Below are 22,391 nucleotides of genomic sequence, written 5' to 3' on the forward strand. Positions count from 1 at the left end.
TACAAATTCTCCTTTTTGACTGGTGTATTCGCGAGCCGTTACGGCTTTTCCAGGTCGATACAACAGGAAGCGGAACCGATAACCCGCAGGAATTGCGGCTCTTGTTGATTGGAACTACGAAATGATTTCGAAGTCGTTGAAAATCTGGTTTGCAACTGCGGCGATTTCTGGCCTGGCCTTAGCTGGTGCTTTATCTCCTGCTTTGGCAAATCCATCGATTGCGGTGGATGTTGCAAGTGGCAAGGTCTACTCCGCGCAGGATCCTTTCCAGCGCTGGTATCCGGCTTCGCTGACCAAGATGATGACGGCTTATGTCACCTTCCGCGCGATTGAAGCAGGGCAGCTGACGCTCGAATCTCCTGTGCGCATGACGGTCAACGCCTCGAAAGAGCCACCGAGCAAGATGGGTTATCGTCCCGGCTCGGTGATGACGCTCGATACTGCGCTCAAGATCATGCTGGTGAAATCTGCCAATGACGTGGCCGTTGCGGTCGCGGAAGCTGTTGGCGGTACGGAATCTGCTTTTGTGCAGCGCATGAATGCGGAAGCACAGCGCATCGGCATGAGTGGTTCGCATTTTGCCAATCCAAACGGTCTGCATGATCCGAACAATTATTCGACAGCGCACGACCTTGCCGTGCTTGGCGTGCAGTTGCGCCGCGAATTCCCGCAATATGCCCATTATTTCGGAACTGAGGCCATTGATACGGGCGACGGCAAGAAGCCACAGGCCAATTACAACATTCTGCTCGGTCGCTTTGATGGTGCCGATGGCATGAAGACCGGCTTTGTCTGTGCTTCTGGCTTCAATCTGGCCAGCTCCGCAACCCGCCAGGGACGCACCATTCTGGCTGTTGTGCTGGGCGCGGACCGTCAGGAAGTGCGCGCGATACAGGCGGCGCAATTGATGACCGATGCTTTCAGGAGCAACGGCGCCGGAGTGCCAACGCTTGGGAGCATGGTGCCGCCAGCAAGCAGCGCCGCCTATCAGGCGGTGGATATGCGTAAGACAATCTGCAGCCAGCAAGCCATGGCTGATCGCTGGGATGGCCGTGATGTCGAAGGGCGTCTCCAGATCAATTCGCCTTATATCCATGCACTGACCCGTGAGCCGGTGCCGGTTCAGGTCGGACTTGTTTCCGCGCCGCCTGCAAAGGTGACCAAAGTCGGACAGCTCGATATTTCGCAGATCCCTGTGCCGATGCCACGCCCTCAGCGTGCTGCGGCAGGTGCCAATACAGCCACGATTAACTAAGAACAGAGCCATGCCGCATCCAATTCCTGTTTCTGTGCTGACCGGCTTTCTTGGCTCGGGCAAGACAACGCTGCTTAATCGTCTGCTGAAAGATCCGGCACTCACCGATACCGCAGTCATTATCAATGAATTTGGTGAGGTGAGCATCGATCACCTGCTGGTTGAAGAAGCCAGTGAAGGGGTTATCGAGCTTGCAGACGGCTGTCTGTGCTGCACGGTACGTGGCGAACTGGTGGACACACTGGCCGATCTGATCGACCGTATGCAGACGGGAAAGATCAAGGCGTTGAAGCGGATTATCATTGAGACGACCGGCCTTGCCGATCCGGCTCCGGTGCTGCATTCGATCATGGGCCATCCGGTTCTGATGCAGGCTTTGCGCCTTGATGGTGTGCTTGCGACTGTTGATGCGGTCAATGGCATGGCAACGCTCGACAATCACGAGGAAGCGGTCAAACAGGCGGCAATGGCCGACCGCATCATCATTACAAAAGCGGATATGCCGGAAGCGAAGCAGGGCTTAAACGCTCTGAAAGCAAGGCTGAAGCTGCTTAATCCGGCTGCGGATATACTGGAAGCTTCTGACACGCGCACGGGTTATGCAGCGTTGTTTGAATGTGGCCTGTATAATCCCGAAACCAAGACGGCTGACGTGCAACGCTGGCTGAAGGCAGAAGCCTACGAGGATGATCACGATCATCATCATGCTCATCACCATGACCACGACCACGACCATGAGTGTGGACCCGATTGTGATCATAGTCACGGGCATAGTCACGATCATGACCACCATCATGGGCACCACCACCATCATGATGACGCAATCCGCTCCTTCTCGCTGCGGCACAAGGAGCCAATCCCGTTTTCGACATTCGAAATGTTTCTCGATCTGTTGCGGTCGACCCATGGCGAGAAGCTATTGCGTGTGAAGGGGATTGTGCAGATTGCCGAAGACCCTGATCGTCCACTGGTCATCCATGGAGTGCAGAAAATCTTTCATCCGCCAGCACGTTTGCCGAAATGGCCCAAGGATGAGCATGAGACACTTCTGGTAATGATCGTGAAGGATTTGCCGGAAACCTACGTGCGCGAGCTTTTCGATGCGTTTCTGGGCAAGGCGGGGATTGATCGTCCCGACCGCGCAGCGATGATGGACAATCCGCTGGCTATTCCCGGCTATTCCACGCGTTAAACTTATCTCTTCTGAATAAGAAAGCGATGCAGTTTTTCGTCACGCTCTTGCGAAAGCAGGGCGTGACCTTCCTGTGCGCAGAAATGTGGAAGATCAATACCAGACAGCGGATCAGTCGCTTCCACCCAGAGAAGCGCGCCGCTCGGCATATCTTGAAGGCGATTGCGCGTCTTTAAAACAGGAAGAGGGCACTTAAGCCCTCTCAGATCATAGACGGGAACGTCTTTATCCATCTGCTATTAATTACCGCCCAGTTTCCACCACGCCTTTTTCTTTTCGGGCGCAGGTGCCGCGACATTATCCACAACAGTATCTGCCACTGTGCTTGCAGTGGTCATCGGCGAAACAGCTGCAGGGTTTTCCTGCGGAACAGGAACGGCTGCGGCCTGAGCAGTGGCAGCGGGTGCTGCTGGAGCAGCGACTGCTGGCGTTGCCGCAATAGCAGTCGCTGGCTGTGCCGAGATAGGCGTTGCCGCAGGCTGGATATCCGGTGCATTTGGCGTTTCAGCGGATGCTGGCGAAAGCGATGGCGGTTCGCGTGTTACCTTTTCACCGCGTGCACGCGCTGCACTCCAGGCGGAAACGAGCTTTGCTTCAGTAATGCCCTGAATGGATGGTGCTGGCTTCTTCTGTGCCGCACTGAAAGCGGACTGGAATGTCTTTTCATAAGACGACGTGTAGGCCATGGATTCCGAGCCGGCCGAAGGCGGGCAGGCATCTGTTGCCGATAGCGGTTGACCGTCAGGTGTAGGCACGTTGAAGACGTAACGCTTCTCGCAGACGTCAACCTTCGGCGGCACCTTGGTGGTTTCAAAGGCGTCGTAGCCCTGCTTGAGCATCTTCCAGAAGCCGTAATTCGGATCGCTCTTGTAACGCGCCATGTTGGCTGCGGTCATACGGAACGGAAAGGCCTGAATCTGGAAATCACGCTGACCGCCCTTGAAGGCATCGCGACCAAACGCATAAATCTCGCTGACGCTGTCATCAGTCATCGAATAACAACCCGATGACGAGCAGGCGCCATGCACCATCAAATTCTGGCCGGTGCGGTTATGGGCACGGTCATAGGCATTCGGGAAGCCCATGTTGAAGGCAAGATGATATTGCGAATTCGGGTTCATCTGGGCGGGACGAACATTATAGAAGCCCTCTGGTGCCTGACGATCACCCTCTACGAATTTCGGCCCAAGCTTGCCAGACCATTTGCAGATTTCATAAGAAGCAATCTGGTCGTATTTGCCGTTGTTCTTCTGCTTCCAGACTTCGAGGACGCCTTCTTCCTTGAAAATACGAACCATCACCGGCGAAGTGCGCGTCATGCCCTTCGTTTTCATCTTGGCGACGATTTTTTCGGAAAGAGGTTTTTCAGCGCGTAAGCTGAGATCGGAAACGGACGAGCCTTGACAGCCCGCAAGCAGAGCGGATGCCAAGAGTGTTCCAAGAAGTGCGGTTCTGATCTTCATATCGCATCGAGCCTGTCAGAGCATTTCCAGCAAAAGTGCGAAGCGATTTTGCATCGGATAATGCGTAAAAACAAATAGGTAGAGCAACGAGTACTCAGCTTTAATCAGAGCCTGCCCGAAGCCGCGTCTTCTGACGCATTTGAGCAAACCTGACTTTTCGGTGCCCGGATATTAACAACTAAACCTTTCAGTATCGTTGATAAACCGTTGCTCAATTACCTAAAAAACACCGTGTCCGCAATATGGCGGAAATGACGGCATGATGCAAATCCGGCGCACATAGTGGTCTAATTCTGACATTTGCTTGCCAGTGATACGGACGCTGAGCAAATGTCGGAATTATCAAGATCACTCAAATGCTTAAGTTTCTAGTGGAGTTTTCGAATTTGACGTTTGAAACAGCATTTATGTCAGTCGGGATTCAAACGTCAAATTCACTCCACTAGAGCGCCGTGCGCCTTCTTGGGCGCACAAAGGTCGCTCTAACGCTTTATATTTACAGCTTAATTTTACCTTAAACTGATGCAAGTCTAAGGAATTATGCTGTAGTGGCGCGCCGGAGCCAAAAACCAGTTTTATAGTAAATTAAAGGTTACGACCGATATCGAGGAACTTCTGGCGGCGTTCCTGCTTCAGCGTCTCGCCATCAACATCCTTCATCGAACGCAGTGAGGCGGTAATAATGTCGCCTGCAGCTTCAATCGTGGATTCCTTGCCGCGATGTGCGCCGCCGAGCGGTTCCGGGATGATGCCATCGATGACTTTGAGATCGAACAGATCCTGCGCCGTGATGCGCATGTTGGAGGCAGCGTCCTTCGCACGAGTGGAATCGTGCCACAGGATCGAAGCTGCACCTTCTGGCGAAATCACCGAATAGATCGAATGTTCGAGCATGTAGACGCGGTTTGCGACAGCAATCGCGATCGCGCCGCCTGAACCACCTTCACCGATGATGATGGAGATGACGGGCACGCGCAGCTTGAGGCATTCTGCGGTGGAGCGCGCAATGGCTTCTGCCTGGCCGCGTTCTTCTGCACTTACGCCTGGATAAGCGCCTGCTGTATCAACGAAAGTAATCAACGGCAGCTGGAAACGGTCAGCCATTTCCATGATGCGGACGGCTTTGCGGTAGCCTTCAGGACGGGCCGAGCCGAAATTGTGCTTGAGGCGCGTCTTGGTGTCCGAGCCTTTTTCCTGACCGAGAATGGCAACAGGCTGACCATTGAAGCGGGCAAAGCCGCCCTGAATGGCTTCGTCGTTAGCAAACTGGCGGTCGCCGGCAAGCGGCGTGAACTCAGTGAACAGCCGGTTGATATATTCAAGGCAATGCGGACGATCCGGATGGCGGGCGATCTGTGCCTTCTGCCATGGCGTCAGCTTGCGATAGATATCCTTGAGCGCATCGGCCGATCGTTTCTCGAGACGGCTGATCTCGTCACTCATCTCGACGCTTCCCTGTTCCTGTGCGAGCTTTTTCAGCTCTAGGATCTGGCCTTCGAGGTCTGCGACGGGTTTTTCAAAATCGAGATAGTTATACATCGGGCCTGACTATTGTGCGTTTCCAGAGATGTTGGCCATAGAACAAGCCCAATAGAGGCTGTTTTACGACGCCTTACATATTTACTTCGCGCGCATCTTGCAAATTTTTCTGAAATTCTCTTACCCGCCGCGCGCTTAATCGGCAAGCGGATGATGTTCACTTACCAGCTTATGCAGTCTTTCTTCCAGAACATGTGTGTAGATCTGGGTCGTTGAAATGTCCGCATGACCAAGTAATTGCTGCACTGTCCTGAGGTCTGCGCCATTCTGTAAAAGGTGGCTGGCAAAGGCGTGACGCAGCACATGCGGCGAGATGGATGCGCTCGAAAGCCCGGCGCGAGCAGCAAGACTTTTGAGTTCACGACCGAAAACCTGCCGCGCCAGATGGCCGCTTTCAGAGAAAGCCGGAAACAGCCACGGGTTATCGTCGTAGCCCGGCAGGGAATCGCGCAATGAAAGAAAGACCTGCAAAGCTTCGCGCGCTTTTTGCGACAGGGGCACCATGCGATCCTTGGACCCTTTGCCGCGCACGATCAGAAAGCGATGGTCGGTGCGGGCGACACTGACGGGCAGGCCAACAAGCTCCGAAACACGTAATCCTGTGGCGTAAAGCGTTTCAAGCAGCGCGTGAAGGCGAAGCGCTTTGATACGGTCTGCTGGCTCAAGCGCCTCTTTTGCCTCAAGGTCGGCGCGATCAAGGAGCCGACCGACATTTTCAACGCTCATGATTTTCGGCAGCGGCTTCTGTTTTTTGGGTGCATCGATAACGCCGGTCGGATCGTCCTGCCTGTAGCCTTCTGAATAGAGAAAGCGAAAGAATTGTCTGATTGTTGAAAGGCGGCGCGCCTGCGATGTCGCAGCAAAGCCTTCATTGGCCATGCCATCAAGCACCTGGCGTATATCGTCGGTTTTCGCCTCAGTCATATTGATGCCCCGTGCGGTCATGACGTCGGCTGCAGATTCCAGATCGCGGCGATAGGATTCAAGCGTGTTGTGCGCGGCCCCGCGTTCGGCGCTCATCATTTCGAGAAAATTCTCAATCGCCAAAGATGCCCGCATGTCTACTCCTGCTTGTCCGCCGCATCGGGCCCATCGGTCTGGCCGTCTGTGACGGTTTCTGACGGCATCGTTGCCGGTGCCGACGCCGGAGGTGGGGCAACGACTGTTTGCTTCAGTTTTGACGCCGGGATTTCGACGGTGATCTCATGCGTGACGGGCTTCACGAAATTGGCGAGCGAAAACATTGCGCCGTAGACAATGGCAGCGATCACAGCAAGCAGGACAAGAATGCGCGTCAGCGTGGGCATGGTGCGTTTATGCTGTGCTATTGAGACGAAAGCAAGGACAGCCAAAGCGCGTGCATAAAAAGCCCTATTTGGTGCCGTTCAGGCGATGAAAGCGGATGAAAGCGATTGACGCCGCGCGGTTTTTCATGTGGAACCGGAGGAAATGGATGAGGTTTATGAGCAGTACAACAAAACAGACAAATCTTAACGAGAAGGCGGACACTGTCCGTCAGCTTCTTGGTGCGAAAGTGGTTGTTCTTGTTGGGCTGATGGGCGCAGGCAAGTCGACAGTCGGTCGCAAGGTCGCAACAATGCTCGGCCTGCCTTTCCGCGATGCCGATAACGAGATTGAATCTGCCGCCCGCATGACGGTACCGGAACTGTTTGAAGCTTATGGCGAAGCTGAGTTTCGTGATCTGGAGCGCAGGGTTATCCTGCGGCTTCTTGAGGATGGTCCGATGGTGCTCGCAACCGGTGGCGGCGCTTACATGAACGCTGAAACTCGTGAGGCAATTGCCGCAAATGGTGTTTCTGTCTGGTTGAATGCGGAACTGGATGTGCTGATGGACCGCGTGTCTCGCCGCCAGAACCGTCCGCTTCTCAGGAATGATGATCCGCGCGGTGTGATGCAGCGGCTGATGAATGAGCGCTATCCGGTTTACGCGCTCGCCGATCTGCATGTGATGACGCGTGATGACAAGAAAGAAGTGATCGCCGGAGAACTGATTGACGTTCTGGCCGAGTATCTGGCCGAGCATCTGGATAAGAAATAAGTTTAGACTGCTTTGGAGTGGATTATGACTGCTGCCGATACTGTTACGGTTCCCGTCTCGCTGGGCGACCGATCCTATGAGATCCTGATCGGCAAAGGTCTTATTGCCCGTGCAGGCGAAGAAGTTGCAAAGCGACTTCCAGGCATTCGTGTGGCAATTGTCACCGACGAGAATGTTGCAAAGGCACATCTTGAAGCACTGACCGACAGTTTTGCGCGCGCTGGCATTCAATCCACGCCCGTTATCGTGACACCCGGTGAAAAATCGAAATCTTTCTCGACACTCGAAACCGTAACAAATGCCGTACTTGCTGCAAGGCTTGAGCGTGGCGACGCAGTCGTGGCTTTTGGCGGTGGGGTCGTTGGCGATCTTTCCGGCTTTGTCGCAGGCATTGTGCGTCGAGGCATGAATTTCGTGCAGATGCCAACCTCGCTGCTGGCACAAGTGGATTCGTCGGTTGGCGGCAAGACAGGCATCAACACGCAATATGGCAAGAACCTTGTTGGTGTTTTCTATCAGCCGCAGCTGGTTCTGGCCGATACCGAAGTGCTCGATACGCTGAGCCCGCGCGAATTTCGTGCAGGCTATGCGGAAGTGGCAAAATACGGCCTCATTGACCGCCCGGATTTCTTCGCCTGGCTTGAGAAAAACTGGCAGGACATTTTTGCGGGCGGTACGGCACGCACAGAGGCGATTGCCGAATCCTGCCGCTCAAAGGCCGCAGTCGTGGCACGTGATGAACGCGAAACCGGCGACCGCGCACTGCTTAATCTCGGTCACACATTCGGACATGCGCTTGAGACGGCGACAGGCTACGATTCAAGCCGTCTGGTGCATGGTGAAGGCGTTGCCATCGGCATGGCTTTGGCGCATCGTTTCTCGGTCAAGATGAACCTTTGTGGTATTGAAGATGCGGAACGTGTGGAAGCGCATCTGAAGGCCGTCGGTCTCCCGATTTCGCTCAATGATGTGCCGGGCGGTTTGCCGGATGCTGAAAAGCTGATGGATTACATTGCGCAGGATAAGAAAGTAGCGCGCGGCGCGCTCACCTTCATTCTGACGCGCGGTATTGGCCAATCCTTCATAGCCAAGGATGTGCCACCTGCGGCTGTGCTTGAATTCCTGAAGGAACGCCTCTCCGTCTGAATCTGAAAGGATTACGAGAATGGGTTTCGAGCTATGGGTTATGTGCGGCATCATCCTGCTCTGCATCGTTTTTTCGGCGTTTTTTTCCGGTGCTGAAACGGCGCTGACGGCGGCTTCCCGCGCCCGCATGCTCACCTATGAGCATAATGGCGATCAGCGCGCCTCGGTCGTACAGCATTTGATCGGCAAGCGGGACCGACTGATCGGTGTGCTTCTCATCGGCAACAACCTTGCCAATATTCTTGCATCCTCAATCGCGGCCAGCATTTTTCTCACCCTGTTCGGCGATGCGGGTGTTGCCTATTCGACATTGGCAATGACGGTCATTCTGGTCATCTTTGCCGAGGTGCTGCCCAAGTCATGGGCCATTTCCAGTCCTGACCGGTTTTCTTTGAATGTTGCACGTCCGGTTTCAGCGGTGGTGACAGTGCTGGGTCCGGTTTCGGGGCTGGTAAACTGGATTGTTCGGGTGATCCTGCGACTGTTTGGGATTAATCTGGCAGCTGGCCGTTCGATGCTTTCGGCGCAGGAAGAATTGCGTGGCGCTGTTGAAGTGCTGCATCGCGATAAGTCGCTGATCAAGGAAGACCGCGATCAGCTGGGCGGTTTGCTTGATCTCAAAGAGCTGGAGGTCAGTGATGTCATGGTGCATCGCACCTCAATGGGCACCATCAATGCCGATGCTCCAGCGGAGCAGGTGGTGCGCGAAATTCTGGCAAGCCCGCACACGCGGATGCCAGTCTGGCGCGATGAGATCGATAATATTATCGGCATCATCCACACCAAGGATCTGCTGCGTACGCTTTATGACGTCGAAAATGATTTTAAGCGTATCGACATTATGAAGGTGGCACGCAAGCCATGGTTTGTGCCCGATACCACGACACTTCAGGATCAGCTCGACGCATTCCTCCGTCGCAAGGCGCATATTGCCATCGTCGTTGATGAATATGGTGATGTGCAGGGGCTGGTGACGCTTGAGGACATTCTCGAAGAGATTGTCGGCGATATTTCCGATGAACACGATCTCGACATGCAAGGCGTCAGATTGCAGCCGGATGGTTCGGTTCTGGTCGATGGTTCGCTGCCGATCCGCGATCTTAATCGTGCGCTGGGCTGGAACCTTCCCGATGAGGAAGCAACCACCATTGCCGGCCTTGTGATCCACGAAACCCAGACGATACCCGAAGTGAAGCAGGCCTTCACATTCCATGGAAAGCGCTTTTCCGTGCTGAAGAAGGAAAAGAACCGCCTGACACGTCTGCGCATTGTGCCGCTCGATGCCGACGGCAAACCCATATCAGGTGTTATCGCCGCGAAGGTTTCAAACTGATGGGGGTTCCAGCGAACAAGCAGGAACTCCTTACAGCGATCGAAACGAACTATGCCCGGCTGGCAATTGATCTTGCGCGTTTGTCGCCAGAGCAAGCCATGGAAAACACCATGGAAGGGCATGCGAAAGGCACGATGATGAGCGTACACAATCTCGTTTCCTATCTGGTCGGATGGAACGAGCTGGTTCTGAAATGGTGCCAGTTGCGCGATGAGAGGAAGCCGGTCGATTTTCCGGAAACGGGTTTCAAATGGAACGAACTCGGCAATCTGGCATCCAAATTCTACCACGATTACCAGAGCTTACCATTCGCAGAACTCCTGTCGCGCTTCGAAGCCGCGAAAGACGCGCTGGTTGAACTGATTGAGGCACGCAGCGATGCGCAGCTTTATGGAGTGGCTTGGTACGAAAAATATACGCTTGGGCGCATGATCCAGTTCAACACGTCTTCGCCTTACGCCAATGCGCATGGTCGTCTGCGCAAATGGCTTAAAGCTCACGCGTAAGCAGATCAGCGCCGGGTTGGCTCGCCGGGAGCGGAAGGTTCGAGCGCCAGTGCATGAACGCCGCTGTTGAGCTCTTCTTTCAGAATATCGTTGATAGCGCGATGGCGGGCAATGCGACTCAGTCCTTCGAACTTGCCCGATACAATGCGTACACGAAAATGTGTCTCGCCGGTGCCATCGTAAACTTCATGATGGCCACTATCTTCATGGTGATGACCGGCATGGAGGTGGCTTTCATTTATGATTTCAAGCTGTTCCGGCGCGAAAGCGGCCGTAAGCTTCGCTTCCATTGAAGATTGTTTGCTATTGTGAATGGACATTCGAGCCAGTTCTCCCCATATAGGTGCTGTGCTTCATATAGACGTCGCCTCGGCGACATTGGTGGGGCAAATCCGCACAGGAAATGCAGTCTGCATCAAAATTTCGCCCTGAAGAATGGCCAAAACCAGTCAGGACGAAATGTCAATTCTTGTTTAGTTCCTCTTAATTCGCATAATCCGATTCGATGACAACGAACTCAAAATTTTTCGACAGCATCCGCATCCGTCCCAAGAAGGAAGCGGAAAAGAAGTCCAGCGGTCCCTGCTGCCAGTGGGATGGTTGCGATAAGCCGGGCACACATCGTGCGCCGGTCGGGCGCATGCGCGAGGGCGAGTATCTTCATTTCTGTATCGACCACGTCCGGGAATATAATAAGACTTTCAATTATTTCTCGGGTTTGTCGGACAAAGATATCTCCAAATTCCAGAAGGACGCGATCACAGGAAATCGTCCGACCTGGTCGACCGCGTCCAATTCCACAGCCACAAAACACACTTCGCCCGATATGGCGCAGAAGCGTTCGGGTTCGGCTGCCTATCACAACCGTCTGCGTGATCCGTTCAATTTCGTGAAAGACGCAAAAGCAGCGCCTGCGGGTAAAACCGCGCTTCGCAAGCCACGAACCTTGGAAGTAAAAGCGCTCGCCACGCTCGGTCTTGAACCAAATTCAACTAGCGATAAGATCAAGGCGCGCTATAAAGAACTCGTGAAGCAACATCATCCCGATGCGAATGGTGGCGACCGCGGGTCCGAAGAAAGATTTCGCGACGTCATTCAGGCTTATCAATTGCTCAAGCAGGCAGGTTTTTGCTAAAGCCTGTTTGGGCTTTATGAGCCGGGTATCGGAGTGGTTGAGGCATGTCGCGAAAAACGGGAACTGGTTTCCCCATGCGCCATGTTTTAATGCTCTAATACCAATATCCGATGAGTGGGACTCATGGGATATTGGTTAAGCCCGTGTGGCGATTGAACATTTTCAAGGCGTGATGCGTCAGCATCTCAGCGCCTTGGTATAACGGACATTCATCTGCCGCGCATTTGTGCGGACGCAAGTACGGATGCCCGCAACTGAACAGAAGGGGCGTCATCTGGCTCGCCGGAACCTGGCTCCCTGATCGAATTTGAATGTCGCGGTGGGACAATCCTGCCGCCCTGGAGGCATGATGAACAAGGTTGAGCGGGATATAGCCAATTTGCCGGATACGACGGTTTCGGTACGTGAGGTGTTTGGAATTGATTCCGACATGCGCGTGCCAGCCTATGCGGCAGGCGATTCCTATGTGCCGGAAACGGATCCGGATTATATTTTCGACCGTCAGACGACGCTCGCCATTCTCGCAGGTTTTGCTTTTAACCGCCGCGTGATGGTTTCAGGCTATCACGGTACCGGTAAGTCGACGCATATCGAGCAGGTCGCAGCGCGCCTCAATTGGCCTTGCGTTCGCGTCAACCTCGACAGCCATGTCAGCCGTATCGATCTCGTCGGTAAGGATGCAATCGTCGTCAAGGACGGCATGCAGATTACCGAATTCAAGGACGGCATTCTGCCTTGGGCCTATCAGCACAATGTTGCGCTGGTCTTCGACGAATATGATGCGGGCCGCCCGGACGTGATGTTCGTGATCCAGCGTGTTCTGGAATCGTCGGGTCGCCTGACGCTTCTCGATCAGAGCCGCGTGATCCGTCCGCATCCGGCATTCCGCCTGTTTGCGACCGCCAACACGGTTGGTCTCGGCGACACCACGGGCCTTTACCACGGCACACAGCAGATCAATCAGGCGCAGATGGACCGTTGGTCAATCGTAACCACGCTCAATTATCTGCCGCATGACAACGAAGTGAACATCATTCTCGCCAAGGCCAAGCATTATCAGAATGCAGAAGGCCGTGAGATCGTGAACAAGATGGTCCGCGTTGCCGATATGACCCGTCAGGCGTTCATCAATGGCGATCTTTCGACCGTGATGAGCCCGCGTACGGTTATCACATGGTCCGAAAATGCCGCGATCTTCAACGACGTCGGCTTTGCATTCCGCCTGACCTTCCTCAACAAGTGCGATGAACTGGAACGCCAGACTGTGGCCGAGTTCTATCAGCGTGCCTTTGGTGAGGAACTTCCAGAATCTGCTGCCAATATCGTTTTGGCATAAGACTGGATGATGCCTGCCGCCCATTTCGGGCGGCAGCGCAATAAAGTCATGACAGTAAGTCAGGGCAGTGAAGTCAGGATAGGCAGATGTCGGGCCAGAAGTCAGCAATAGGCGATAATTCGCGTGAGCGTAAAAACGGGCCGGTAGATTCCGAACCGTTCAAGCGGGCAATGACGGCGACCATGCGCGCGATTTCCGGCGAGAACGAGCTGGAAGTCGCCTTCAGCAATGATCGCCCTGCGCTGACTGCTAATCGTGCCCGCCTGCCTGACCTGCCAAAGCGCCCAACTGCTCATGATGTTGCGGTTACGCGTGGCCTCGGCGATTCCATGGCGCTGCGTCAGGCACGCCACAATGCCCGTATCCATGCAAGCTTAGCACCAGAAGGCAAGCAGGCACGTGCGATCTACGATGCGGTCGAACAGGCTCGCGTTGAAGCCATCGGTGCCCGTGCCATGGCCGGTGTTGCAGACAATCTTGCCACCATGCTTGCGGATAAATATACCCGCGCCAATTTCGCTTCTGTCACAGATAAGGAAGACGCGCCGCTTGAAGAAGCGGTATCGCTGCTCTTGCGTGAAAAGCTGACCGGACGCGCGGCACCTGCCGAAGCGGGGCCTGTACTTGATCTCTGGCGCGAATGGATTGAGCAGAAAGCTGGTCCTGAACTGGCACGTCTTGGCGAAAATCTGGAAGATCAGCAAGCTTTTGCGCGCACGGTGCGCGATATGCTGGCCTCCATGGATATGGCCGAAGAGCTTTCTCAAGAAGAGCAGAGCGACGAACAGGATCAGGACAACGAACAGACGCCAGACTCCGATGAAAACGAGGACGGTGGCGAAGAAAGCCAGGAAGGTTCTGATTCAGCCGAAAGCGATGAATCAGACAGTTCCAGTGAAGAGGGCGAGCAGGGCGAAATGGACGCCGCTGATGCTGCCTCCGACGATATGGATGACAGCGAAGATGTCGACGCGGAAACGCCGGGCGATACACGCCGTCAGAACCAGCCTTTTGCCAATTTTTCCGAGCATGTCGATTACAATGTCTTCACGCGCGAATTCGATGAAGAGGTCGAAGCGACCGATCTTTGCGATGAGGCCGAGCTTGATCGTCTGCGCGGGTTTCTCGATAAACAGCTTTCCAATCTTCAGGGCGTGGTCGGACGACTTGCCAACCGGTTGCAGCGCCGCCTGATGGCGCAGCAGAACCGTTTGTGGGATTTCGATCTGGAAGAGGGTTATCTCGATTCGGCTCGTCTGGTGCGTATTGTCATCGATCCGACGCAGCCACTTTCCTATAAGCAGGAACGCGATACGGATTTCCGCGATACGGTTGTAACGCTGGTGATTGATAATTCCGGTTCGATGCGTGGTCGCCCGATCACCGTTGCTGCAACTTGCGCCGACATTCTGGCTCGCACGCTGGAACGTTGCGGTGTGAAGGTCGAGATTCTCGGCTTTACCACCAAAGCCTGGAAGGGCGGCCAATCGCGTGAGGCATGGCTTGGTCGTGGCAAGCCTTCCAATCCCGGTCGTCTCAATGATCTGCGCCACATCATCTACAAGAGTGCCGACGCGCCATGGCGGCGTGCACGGCGCAATCTCGGCCTGATGATGCGCGAAGGGCTGCTCAAGGAGAATATCGACGGTGAAGCGCTGATCTGGGCGCATCATCGCCTGTTGGCGCGCCCCGAACAGCGCAAGATCCTGATGATGATTTCAGATGGCGCGCCGGTAGATGATTCGACGCTGTCGGTTAATCCGGGCAATTATCTGGAACGTCACTTGCGCGCAGTGATCGAAGAGATCGAAAATCGCTCGCCGGTGGAGCTGATCGCCATTGGTATCGGCCATGATGTCACGCGCTATTATCAGCGCGCTGTTACCATTGTGGATGCAGAAGAGCTGGCGGGTGCAATGACCGAACAGCTTGCTTCGTTGTTCGAGGAACAGGGTGCAGAGGCGTCTGGTAGAGGACGCCGCCGCGCAGGCAGGCGATAGAATAAAGGGGCCTTTTCGGCCCCTTTTTTAGGCTTGCTGGCGGGTTGCGGCCAGTACGATCTCACGAATGCATACGCCTTGCGGCTGATCATAGGCATAGACAATCGCCCGCGCCACATCATCTGCCGATAAGACTGGCGCGCCCATATCCTTTTTCCACGCCTCATAGCCTGCCTTGATGCCCGCATCATTGGTATGGCTGAGAAGTTCGGTTTCAACGGCACCCGGCGCAATCGTCACCACACGTACATCATGTGCAGACAGTTCTTCCCGCAGGTTTTCCGACAGGCCATGAACCGCGAATTTCGTGGCCGTATAGGCGACGTGGTTCGCGAATGTCTTGCGGCCGGCGACTGAACTGATGTTGATGATCGTGCCATGCTTGCGGGCAGCCATGCCGCTCGAGACGGCATGAATGCCATTCAGCAAGCCTTTGACATTGACCTCAAGCATACGATCCCATTCTTCGGGATTTTGTTTGGTTACGTCGCCCAACAGCATCACGCCAGCATTGTTGACGATGACATCAGCAGGGCCGAATTTTTCTTCAGCTGCCTGGACTGCCGCAAGCAGAGCTTGACGATCAGTCACATCAACGGATTTGCAAAGCGTGTTCGGCAGCTTGAGCTTTTCCATCGCGTTCAGGCGCAGGGCAAGCAGCAGCAACGGATGGCCGCGATCTGAAAACATTCGGGCTGCGGCCAGTCCGATGCCCGAGCTTGCGCCGGTAATAATAACAAGCGGAAGCTTTTCTTTATTATCTGACATCTAATTAACCTTTATCTAAATATAAAATATCAACAACAAGCATGAAATCCCCACTTGAAATAAATCAATGCGGATTATGCTCACTGTGAACAATATAGAAATCTAAACCAACAAAGAAAGTCGGCAGATTAATTCTGCCGGTTTATTGGAGCGCCGTATATAGAGGCCGAAGCACCTCAATGAAATCGATTTTTATTCAGATAAACCGATCGTGATGGGTGAAATCAACGCTTGTTCGTGTTCATCCGGTCGGGCGCATAAAGGGTTGGTGCGAAAATGGCCAGAATGGCTCCATAGGGCACCAGCATCAGCGTTCCCATGACAACTTTCACGAAGAAGTCGCCCGTTGCCAGCGAAGCCCACAGCGGCATTCCAAGACCGAGGAAGGCGGCGGGTTCGGCGAGAGATGAATCGGGCATGCCGGTGATCGCATCAATCCACGCGAAGCTTGCAGCAAAGGCAATGGAGAAAAACAGAATCGTATCGACGACCGATCCGAACATGGCGGCTGCAAATGGCGCTTTCCACCATGTCTGGCGACGCAGACGGTTGAAGACCGTGATGTCCATCAATTGTGCGACCAGAAATGCAGAGCCGGAGGCGATGGCGATACGCGGCGTTGCCAGCCAGATCGACATCAGCACGCCGAGCACAAAACCGGCATAGACAACCTTGCGCGCAGCCGAAGGGCCAAAGCGGCGGTTCGTCAGATCGTTGACGAGAAATGCCACCGGATAGGTGAAGGCACCATAGGTGAGCAGTTCACCAAGGCCAAAATGCTGAAAAGGATATTGGACAAGGATGTTGGAGGCCGCAACTGCCGCACACATCGCTATCACGGCCGGCCAGAGCCGGGCAAAAGAAGGACCTGTAATAGGCATTTTTTTATCCTGGGTGATGGAACCAGCAAAAAAGGCTGACGCGAGTCAGCCTTTTTTGTCAAACTTTAAAAAGCTGATTGCTTATGCAGCAACTTCAGCCTGCTTCTTCGCGATCTGACGCTTCAGCAGGCGGGCGCGCTGCGAGAGTTCCTTGTCGTCAGACTTGACGAGGAAAGCGTCGAGGCCACCGCGATGCTCAACCGAACGCAGAGCAGAAGCGGAAACGCGGAGACGGTAGCTCTGGCCGAGTACTTCGGACATAAGCGTAACGTTGCAGAGGTTTGGCAGGAAGCGGCGACGCGTTCTGTTGTTTGCGTGGCTCACATTGTTGCCGTACTGGACCGAGGTGCCGGTCAATTCACAAGCGCGGGACATTTTGGTCTCACCTTCAAATTTTTTGTTTCTCAGGCCCCGACCCGAATGTCCGAATTCAAAGCAATCATAGCAGTTTGCTGCTGCTGGCGCGCGATCTCGGACAGGCGGCCTATTGGGAAAGTCGCGTTTCTATAGTGACAGTAGCGAAAACAGTCAAGACAGATTCCGCTGTGAACCTCTAAAGGCGCGCATTTACAGCGTTTTGCATCCTCTGGTGGTCTGCCCGATCATAACTTCGCCGGTTTTTCCTGTTCGACAGAGAATGTAAAACGAGAATCTGGGGCCATTTATAGTCGGAAGCTTAAAGACAAACTAGAGCATGGGCCAGATAAACAGAATCGTTTTGCAGGCTCAATGCATGGATTTGGGCATGGATTTGGGCATGGATTTGGGCACGGATTTGGGCATGGACTTGGGCATGGACTTGGTTTGCTGGAGCGCTGTTCATGCGGGTGTATGGTGCTCTCGAAGTAGATATCGCGAAAGGAAAATCTGGCATGATCAATCAATCGCATTTCTTCAAGCCGATTGAGAGCAAGTTGATCAGGAATGGGGCAAAGCGGCGGGCACTTGCACTTCTAACCGGATTGACGATTGCGAGTGTGGCCGCGGTGGGAACCGCAAAAGCAGACGCTTTATACCGAACCGAATATGAAATCTCGATGTTTGGCCTTTCCATCGCGCGCTCAGCGATTGAAACCATTGTCAAAGGCGCCAATTACGGCGTCAATGGTCGCTTCAAGACATCTGGTATTGCCCGCGTTTTCGACGATACGGACGGGACGGTCTATGTGGGCGGCAGTTCTGCCCCCGGTAAGGTAACACCCTCGGCCTTCGATCTTGCCTATAAGCATGGACGAAAGAACAAGAGCACAAAGATACGTTTTGCAGGTGGCAACGTAACAAGCGCTGAAAATTTGCCACCAGTGAAAAAGCGCGATCCCTGGGTGGAGACAACTCCAAACGATCTGGTCAATGTGAGCGATCCGCTAAGCGCACTTATGATTCCGACCCGAGACCCAAAAGCTGTTTGTAATCGCACACTGAGTGTCTTTGATGGTCAGACTCGTGCCGATATCCGATTGGATTTCAATGGCACTGAATCCTTCACTACCGAAGGCTTCACCGGCGAATCGGTCATCTGTTCGGCCAAGTTCACACCAATCTCGGGCTATCAAAAGGGCAAGAAGGCGATTGATTATCTGAGCACCCGCAGCAAGATCACGATCTCCTTTGCATCGCTTGGCGATTCCGGTATCTATGCGCCCGTCGTGGCACGCATTGGCACACAGCTGGGGACACTGAAGATCGAGGCGACGCGATTTGAAAAGATAAGATAACGGGACGCCAAAGACGGCTTGAGCCGCGCGAGCGATCCCGCAAATGGGGGATCAATCATGAAGCTGGCGACGCTGATCGGCTTTTCGGCCATAGCGATGTGGGCGCTTCTGGCGCTTTTTACTGCCGGTTCCGGTCAGGTTCCTCCATTCCAGCTGTCAGCCATGACGTTTTCAGTCGGCGCATCCATAGGCCTCATTTCCTGGCTGTGGCGCCCGAATGCCGTCAAACATCTGCGCCAACCGCCAATCGTCTGGTTTGTTGGTGTGGTTGGCCTTTTCGGCTACCATTTTCTCTATTTTACCGCGCTCCGAAATGCGCCTGCCGTTGATGCCAGCCTGATTGCCTATCTCTGGCCGCTGCTGATTGTGATTGGATCTGCCCTGATGCCGGGCGAACGGCTCCACTGGTATCATATCGCGGGCGCGCTTCTTGGTCTTGGCGGGACCGTGCTGATCGTGAGTAAAGGTGGTGGTTTCGGCTTTGAAGCCCGTTACAGCTTTGGTTACGCAATGGCCGCACTTTGCGCTTTGACGTGGTCGAGCTATTCGCTGCTCTCTCGCCGTTTTTCGAGCGTGCCGACGGATGCTGTAACCGGCTTCTGCGTGGCGACCGCTGTTCTGTCACTGATCTGCCATCTGGCACTTGAACAGACAGTGTGGCCGGAAACCGGAATGCAATGGCTTTGCGTTCTGGCACTTGGCCTGTTGCCTGTGGGAGCGGCGTTTTATGCCTGGGATTTTGGAGTGAAGCGCGGCAATATTCAGGTGCTGGGCGCAGCAAGTTATGCCGCCCCGCTTCTCTCCACGCTTGTGCTGATCTTAGCCGGTACGGCCCAGCCATCCATGCGCATTCTCGCCGCTTGCCTGTTGATTACGGCAGGTGCGGCGCTGGCTGCAAAAGACATGATTTTTTCGCGGGGCAAAGAAGCGGTACCCGCCGAGTAAAGTTAGAGCATGTCCCCCAAAAGTGGGAACCGATTTTGGGATGAAGACATGCGTAAAAACAAATAGTGAGACGTATTTCTGGCGATTCATCTTAAACAGGAAATATTCTAGTGACTGGGATGCAGGCATTCCTCGTGATTGCCGAGAATTTCGATAACCCGGCACTGATCGATGCGGCCATGTGCTGTGCAATCGAGCATGCGTAACAATTCCGGCTTCAAAGACATCAGTTTTGCAATACGGTGCTCGACATCAATCAGCCGCGCACGCGCAATAGAATCAGCCGCTGCGCAAGACTGGTCGGGATTGTCCTGAAGGTCGAGAAGCGTGCGGATCGCGTCCACTTCAAAGCCCAGATCGCGGGCGTGACGGATAAACAGAAGCCGCTGGACATCGCTGTTGTCGTAAAGACGGCGATTGCCTTCCGTGCGTGGCGGAACCGGAAGAAGCCCGATTTGCTCGTAATAACGGATTGTTGGCACTTTTACGCCACTGGCTTTTGATGCCTCGCCAATCGGAACATTGGTAATCATTTTTTCGCTTGCTCCTCTAGTCACTAGAGGATGTAGATCTTGTTTCAGATAATTCAAGGGCGTTCTGAAAAGGGCAAATCATGAACGAGATTCTGAAACAAAACCGATTTCGTGTGGAAGGCATGGATTGCGCTTCCTGTGCGACGAAGATCGATACCGCTGTGCGCCGCGTTGCAGGTGTGGAAGATGTGTCCGTATCGGTGACGACAGGCATGATGACGGTGCGCCATGATGGCAGCAGCGATCTGGAAAGCGTTGCCAAAAAGGTGCGCAGCCTTGGTTACAGTGTTGAGCCAGTAGCGGATGAAAAAGCTCCGGCCAAGCATGACCACGATCATGCAGGTTGCAGCGGTCACGATCACAAGCATGACCATCATGATCATGATCATGATCACGACCATGAGGAAGCAGAAGCAAAGCAGATTACTGCCGGAACCAATAGTTTCCGCTTTCAGGTGGATGGTATGGATTGCGCTTCCTGTGCAGCCAAGATCGATACGGCTGTGCGTCGCGTTGGTGGCGTGCAGGATGTTTCAGTTTCCGTGACCAATGGTACCATGACCGTCAATCATGATGGCTCGGCAAACCCCGACGAGATTGCTGCAAAGGTGACGGGACTTGGCTATAAGGCCAGCGCGCAGCCAGCCGTTGGCAAGAAGGTATCGCCAACGGCTCCCGCAAAGCCCAAACGCTGGTGGCAGACCGGCAAAGGCCAGATGATGCTTGCCTGTGGCGGCGGTCTGGTGGTTGCCTATATTGTTGGCCATCTTTACCCGCCGATTGCCTTGTGGGCCTTCACGGCTGCGATGCTGATTGGTCTTATACCGATCGCAAAACGCGCTTATTCGGCAGCCATCAACGGCACTCCGTTCTCTATTGAAATGCTGATGACGATTGCCGCAATCGGTGCTGTTATCATCGGTGCCACTGAGGAAGCGGCAGCCGTCGTCTTCCTGTTCTTGGTTGGCGAACTGCTCGAAGGTGTTGCTGCCGGCAAGGCACGCGCAAGCATTCAGTCGCTGACAGCGCTGGTGCCCAAGACCGCATTTCTCGAAAGCAATGGTGGTTCGACAAGGGAAGTTTCAGCGGAAGACCTGAATGTTGGCGATGTAATCTCTGTGCGTCCAGGTGACCGTATGCCTGCCGATGGCGAAATTATATCGGGCGAAAGTGCTGTCGATGAAGCGCCGGTGACGGGCGAAAGCACGCCAGTTGGCAAGGTAGTGGGCGATAGTGTGTTTGCAGGCACCATCAATGGTGACGGTCTGCTTCGTGTGAAGGTAACGGCTGCGGCGCAAGACAACACCATTGCACGCGTTGTGCGGCTGGTGGAAGAAGCACAGGAAGCCAAGGCACCAACCGAGCGTTTCATCAATCGCTTTTCGACCTATTACACGCCGGGCGTTGTCCTGGTTGCAGCTTTGGTTGCGATCCTGCCGCCACTGGTGGGGGGGGGCGCATGGGATGAATGGATCTACAAAGGTCTCGCCATTTTGCTGATCGGTTGCCCTTGCGCGCTGGTTATTTCGACGCCTGCTGCGATTGCAGCTTCGCTTTCTGCTGGCGCACGTCGGGGGCTTCTGTTGAAGGGCGGTGCGGTTCTTGAGACAATCGGTAAGATCACTACCGCTTGCTTCGATAAGACCGGCACGCTGACTGAAGGCAAGCCGCAGGTAACGGATGTTCTTCCTGCAGGGCTTTCAGAAGAGGAAGTTCTGCGCTTTGCTGCGTCGCTTGATGCGGGCTCAAGCCATCCTCTTGCGCTGGCAATTGTCGGTGCAGCAGAGGCGCGCGGTCTGAAACTATCCGAGGTTTCGACAGGCAAAGCCCATGGCGGTAAGGGTGTGTCAGGCAAGGCCAATGGCATTGAACTGTTCCTCGGTTCGCGTAGGGCTGCCAATGAAATCTCAGCCATTCCAGATGAACTTGCGGCCCGAATTACCGCATGCAACGATGAAGGCAAGACGGTTTCGGTACTGGTCGCGGACGGCAGGATTGCAGGTGCCATCGCCATGCGCGACGAACCTCGTGCTGATGCGATAGCCGGACTTAAGACGTTGAAAGATGCGGGCATTCGCACCGTGATGCTGACTGGCGACAATCGCCGTACTGCGGAAGCCATCGGCAAGGATCTCGGCATCGAGGTGCGTGCGGAACTTCTGCCGGAAGACAAACAGCGCATCGTCGGTGAGCTTCGTAATGAAGGTCAGGTCGTTGCCAAGGTTGGTGATGGTATCAACGATGCGCCAGCGCTGGCTGCGGCTGATGTCGGCATTGCCATGGGCGGCGGCACCGATGTGGCTCTGGAGACAGCGGATGCGGCAGTGCTGCATGGTCGGGTGGGAGACGTTGCAGCCATGGTCGATCTGTCTCAGCGGACCATGCGCAATATCCATCAGAACATCACAATTGCCCTTGGGTTGAAGGCTGTGTTTCTTGTAACGACCGTGCTGGGGATTACCGGCCTCTGGCCAGCCATTCTGGCCGATACGGGCGCGACCGTTCTGGTAACGATCAATGCGCTGCGTTTGTTAAGACAGCCAAGCTGATAAAAAAACCGGCGAAGAAACTTCGCCGGTTTTTTC

General features: G+C 54.4%; 22 protein-coding genes. 12 read left to right on the forward strand and 10 right to left on the reverse strand.

All coding sequences use genetic code 11. The annotated features are described in order from the left end of the window. Positions 1 to 121: 121 nt before the first annotated feature. Both QBD00_RS06055 and QBD00_RS06060 read left to right on the forward strand, forming a co-directional pair. Positions 122 to 1,255, forward strand: a complete 1,134-nt coding sequence (locus tag QBD00_RS06055; protein WP_318578917.1) for a D-alanyl-D-alanine carboxypeptidase family protein — start codon at positions 122 to 124, stop codon at positions 1,253 to 1,255. A gap of 10 nt (positions 1,256 to 1,265) precedes the next feature. Further along, the gene (locus QBD00_RS06060; protein ID WP_318578918.1) at positions 1,266 to 2,447 is read left to right on the forward strand and encodes a GTP-binding protein; all 1,182 of its coding nucleotides are present in this window, start codon (positions 1,266 to 1,268) and stop codon (positions 2,445 to 2,447) included. A gap of 2 nt (positions 2,448 to 2,449) precedes the next feature. Here the strand turns inward: QBD00_RS06060 and QBD00_RS06065 are convergent, their stop codons facing one another. The 5 genes from QBD00_RS06065 to QBD00_RS06085 all read right to left on the reverse strand — a co-directional run bounded on the left by QBD00_RS06065 (position 2,450) and on the right by QBD00_RS06085 (position 6,756). Then, positions 2,450 to 2,680: a sulfurtransferase TusA family protein gene (locus tag QBD00_RS06065; protein ID WP_412534989.1), complete on the reverse strand. Its 231-nt coding sequence runs from the start codon at positions 2,678 to 2,680 to the stop codon at positions 2,450 to 2,452. A 6-nt stretch (positions 2,681 to 2,686) separates the two neighbouring features. Beyond that, a complete protein-coding gene (locus tag QBD00_RS06070; protein WP_318578919.1) occupies positions 2,687 to 3,910 on the reverse strand; it encodes a hypothetical protein in 1,224 nt (407 codons plus the stop codon). Positions 3,911 to 4,495: 585 nt separating this feature from the next. Beyond that, entirely contained in the window at positions 4,496 to 5,449 is a 954-nt protein-coding gene (locus QBD00_RS06075; RefSeq protein WP_095447652.1) for an acetyl-CoA carboxylase carboxyltransferase subunit alpha, read from the reverse strand. Between the two features lie 135 nt (positions 5,450 to 5,584). Continuing rightward, the gene (gene xerD / locus QBD00_RS06080) at positions 5,585 to 6,508 is read right to left on the reverse strand and encodes a site-specific tyrosine recombinase XerD (protein WP_318578920.1); all 924 of its coding nucleotides are present in this window, start codon (positions 6,506 to 6,508) and stop codon (positions 5,585 to 5,587) included. Between the two features lie 2 nt (positions 6,509 to 6,510). After that, positions 6,511 to 6,756, reverse strand: coding sequence for a hypothetical protein (locus tag QBD00_RS06085; RefSeq protein WP_095447650.1), 246 nt, complete (start codon positions 6,754 to 6,756; stop codon positions 6,511 to 6,513). 155 nt (positions 6,757 to 6,911) lie between these two features. On the opposite strand from QBD00_RS06085, the gene QBD00_RS06090 reads away from it, so the two are divergent. Genes QBD00_RS06090 through QBD00_RS06105 form a run of 4 tightly spaced genes read left to right on the forward strand, consistent with a single transcriptional unit; the run spans position 6,912 to position 10,493 of the window. Next, on the forward strand, positions 6,912 to 7,508 hold the full coding sequence (locus tag QBD00_RS06090; protein ID WP_318578921.1) for a shikimate kinase: 597 nt from the start codon (positions 6,912 to 6,914) through the stop codon (positions 7,506 to 7,508). Between the two features lie 24 nt (positions 7,509 to 7,532). Beyond that, a complete protein-coding gene (gene aroB / locus QBD00_RS06095; protein ID WP_151092446.1) occupies positions 7,533 to 8,654 on the forward strand; it encodes a 3-dehydroquinate synthase in 1,122 nt (373 codons plus the stop codon). A 19-nt stretch (positions 8,655 to 8,673) separates the two neighbouring features. Next, complete coding sequence (locus QBD00_RS06100; RefSeq protein WP_095447647.1) at positions 8,674 to 9,987, forward strand: HlyC/CorC family transporter; 1,314 nt, start codon at positions 8,674 to 8,676, stop codon at positions 9,985 to 9,987. Then, the gene (locus QBD00_RS06105; protein ID WP_318578922.1) at positions 9,987 to 10,493 is read left to right on the forward strand and encodes a ClbS/DfsB family four-helix bundle protein; all 507 of its coding nucleotides are present in this window, start codon (positions 9,987 to 9,989) and stop codon (positions 10,491 to 10,493) included. Before QBD00_RS06100 ends, QBD00_RS06105 begins: the two co-directional genes overlap by 1 nt. A gap of 5 nt (positions 10,494 to 10,498) precedes the next feature. Here QBD00_RS06105 and QBD00_RS06110 read toward each other — a convergent pair whose 3' ends face one another. Continuing rightward, on the reverse strand, positions 10,499 to 10,813 hold the full coding sequence (locus QBD00_RS06110; RefSeq protein WP_095447645.1) for a BolA family protein: 315 nt from the start codon (positions 10,811 to 10,813) through the stop codon (positions 10,499 to 10,501). A gap of 185 nt (positions 10,814 to 10,998) precedes the next feature. Here QBD00_RS06110 and QBD00_RS06115 point away from each other — a divergent pair, with 185 nt between their 5' ends. The 3 genes from QBD00_RS06115 (at position 10,999) to cobT (ending at position 14,964) form a co-directional block, all read left to right on the forward strand. After that, the gene (locus QBD00_RS06115) at positions 10,999 to 11,628 is read left to right on the forward strand and encodes a J domain-containing protein (RefSeq protein ID WP_095447644.1); all 630 of its coding nucleotides are present in this window, start codon (positions 10,999 to 11,001) and stop codon (positions 11,626 to 11,628) included. Between the two features lie 349 nt (positions 11,629 to 11,977). Then, positions 11,978 to 12,964 (forward strand): cobaltochelatase subunit CobS, encoded by a 987-nt coding sequence (gene cobS / locus QBD00_RS06120; protein WP_095447643.1) that lies wholly within the window; start codon positions 11,978 to 11,980, stop codon positions 12,962 to 12,964. Between the two features lie 86 nt (positions 12,965 to 13,050). After that, positions 13,051 to 14,964, forward strand: coding sequence for a cobaltochelatase subunit CobT (gene cobT / locus QBD00_RS06125; RefSeq protein ID WP_318578923.1), 1,914 nt, complete (start codon positions 13,051 to 13,053; stop codon positions 14,962 to 14,964). A 27-nt stretch (positions 14,965 to 14,991) separates the two neighbouring features. Here the strand turns inward: cobT and QBD00_RS06130 are convergent, their stop codons facing one another. From QBD00_RS06130 to rpmB, 3 genes are all read right to left on the reverse strand, one after another. Further along, complete coding sequence (locus QBD00_RS06130; RefSeq protein WP_318578924.1) at positions 14,992 to 15,732, reverse strand: SDR family oxidoreductase; 741 nt, start codon at positions 15,730 to 15,732, stop codon at positions 14,992 to 14,994. A 224-nt stretch (positions 15,733 to 15,956) separates the two neighbouring features. Beyond that, the gene (locus QBD00_RS06135; protein WP_095447640.1) at positions 15,957 to 16,613 is read right to left on the reverse strand and encodes a queuosine precursor transporter; all 657 of its coding nucleotides are present in this window, start codon (positions 16,611 to 16,613) and stop codon (positions 15,957 to 15,959) included. A gap of 81 nt (positions 16,614 to 16,694) precedes the next feature. Beyond that, the gene (gene rpmB / locus QBD00_RS06140) at positions 16,695 to 16,988 is read right to left on the reverse strand and encodes a 50S ribosomal protein L28 (RefSeq protein ID WP_024898504.1); all 294 of its coding nucleotides are present in this window, start codon (positions 16,986 to 16,988) and stop codon (positions 16,695 to 16,697) included. A gap of 497 nt (positions 16,989 to 17,485) precedes the next feature. Between rpmB and QBD00_RS06145 the strand changes: the two genes are divergently transcribed. Together QBD00_RS06145 and QBD00_RS06150 are read left to right on the forward strand one after the other, a co-directional pair. Further along, positions 17,486 to 18,328 carry a DUF3108 domain-containing protein gene (locus QBD00_RS06145; protein ID WP_095448007.1) on the forward strand — a complete coding sequence of 281 codons (843 nt, stop codon included), beginning with the start codon at positions 17,486 to 17,488 and terminating at the stop codon, positions 18,326 to 18,328. A gap of 57 nt (positions 18,329 to 18,385) precedes the next feature. After that, complete coding sequence (locus tag QBD00_RS06150) at positions 18,386 to 19,273, forward strand: DMT family transporter (protein WP_264230390.1); 888 nt, start codon at positions 18,386 to 18,388, stop codon at positions 19,271 to 19,273. Positions 19,274 to 19,380: 107 nt separating this feature from the next. On the opposite strand, the gene QBD00_RS06155 is transcribed toward QBD00_RS06150, so the two are convergent. Next, the gene (locus QBD00_RS06155; RefSeq protein ID WP_318578991.1) at positions 19,381 to 19,803 is read right to left on the reverse strand and encodes a helix-turn-helix domain-containing protein; all 423 of its coding nucleotides are present in this window, start codon (positions 19,801 to 19,803) and stop codon (positions 19,381 to 19,383) included. 83 nt (positions 19,804 to 19,886) lie between these two features. Between QBD00_RS06155 and QBD00_RS06160 the strand changes: the two genes are divergently transcribed. Beyond that, positions 19,887 to 22,355: a heavy metal translocating P-type ATPase gene (locus QBD00_RS06160; RefSeq protein WP_318578925.1), complete on the forward strand. Its 2,469-nt coding sequence runs from the start codon at positions 19,887 to 19,889 to the stop codon at positions 22,353 to 22,355. The last annotated feature ends 36 nt before the right edge of the window (positions 22,356 to 22,391 follow it).

This window comes from Ochrobactrum sp. AN78, assembly GCF_029909885.1.
GTDB classification, from domain to species: domain Bacteria; phylum Pseudomonadota; class Alphaproteobacteria; order Rhizobiales; family Rhizobiaceae; genus Brucella; species Brucella quorumnocens.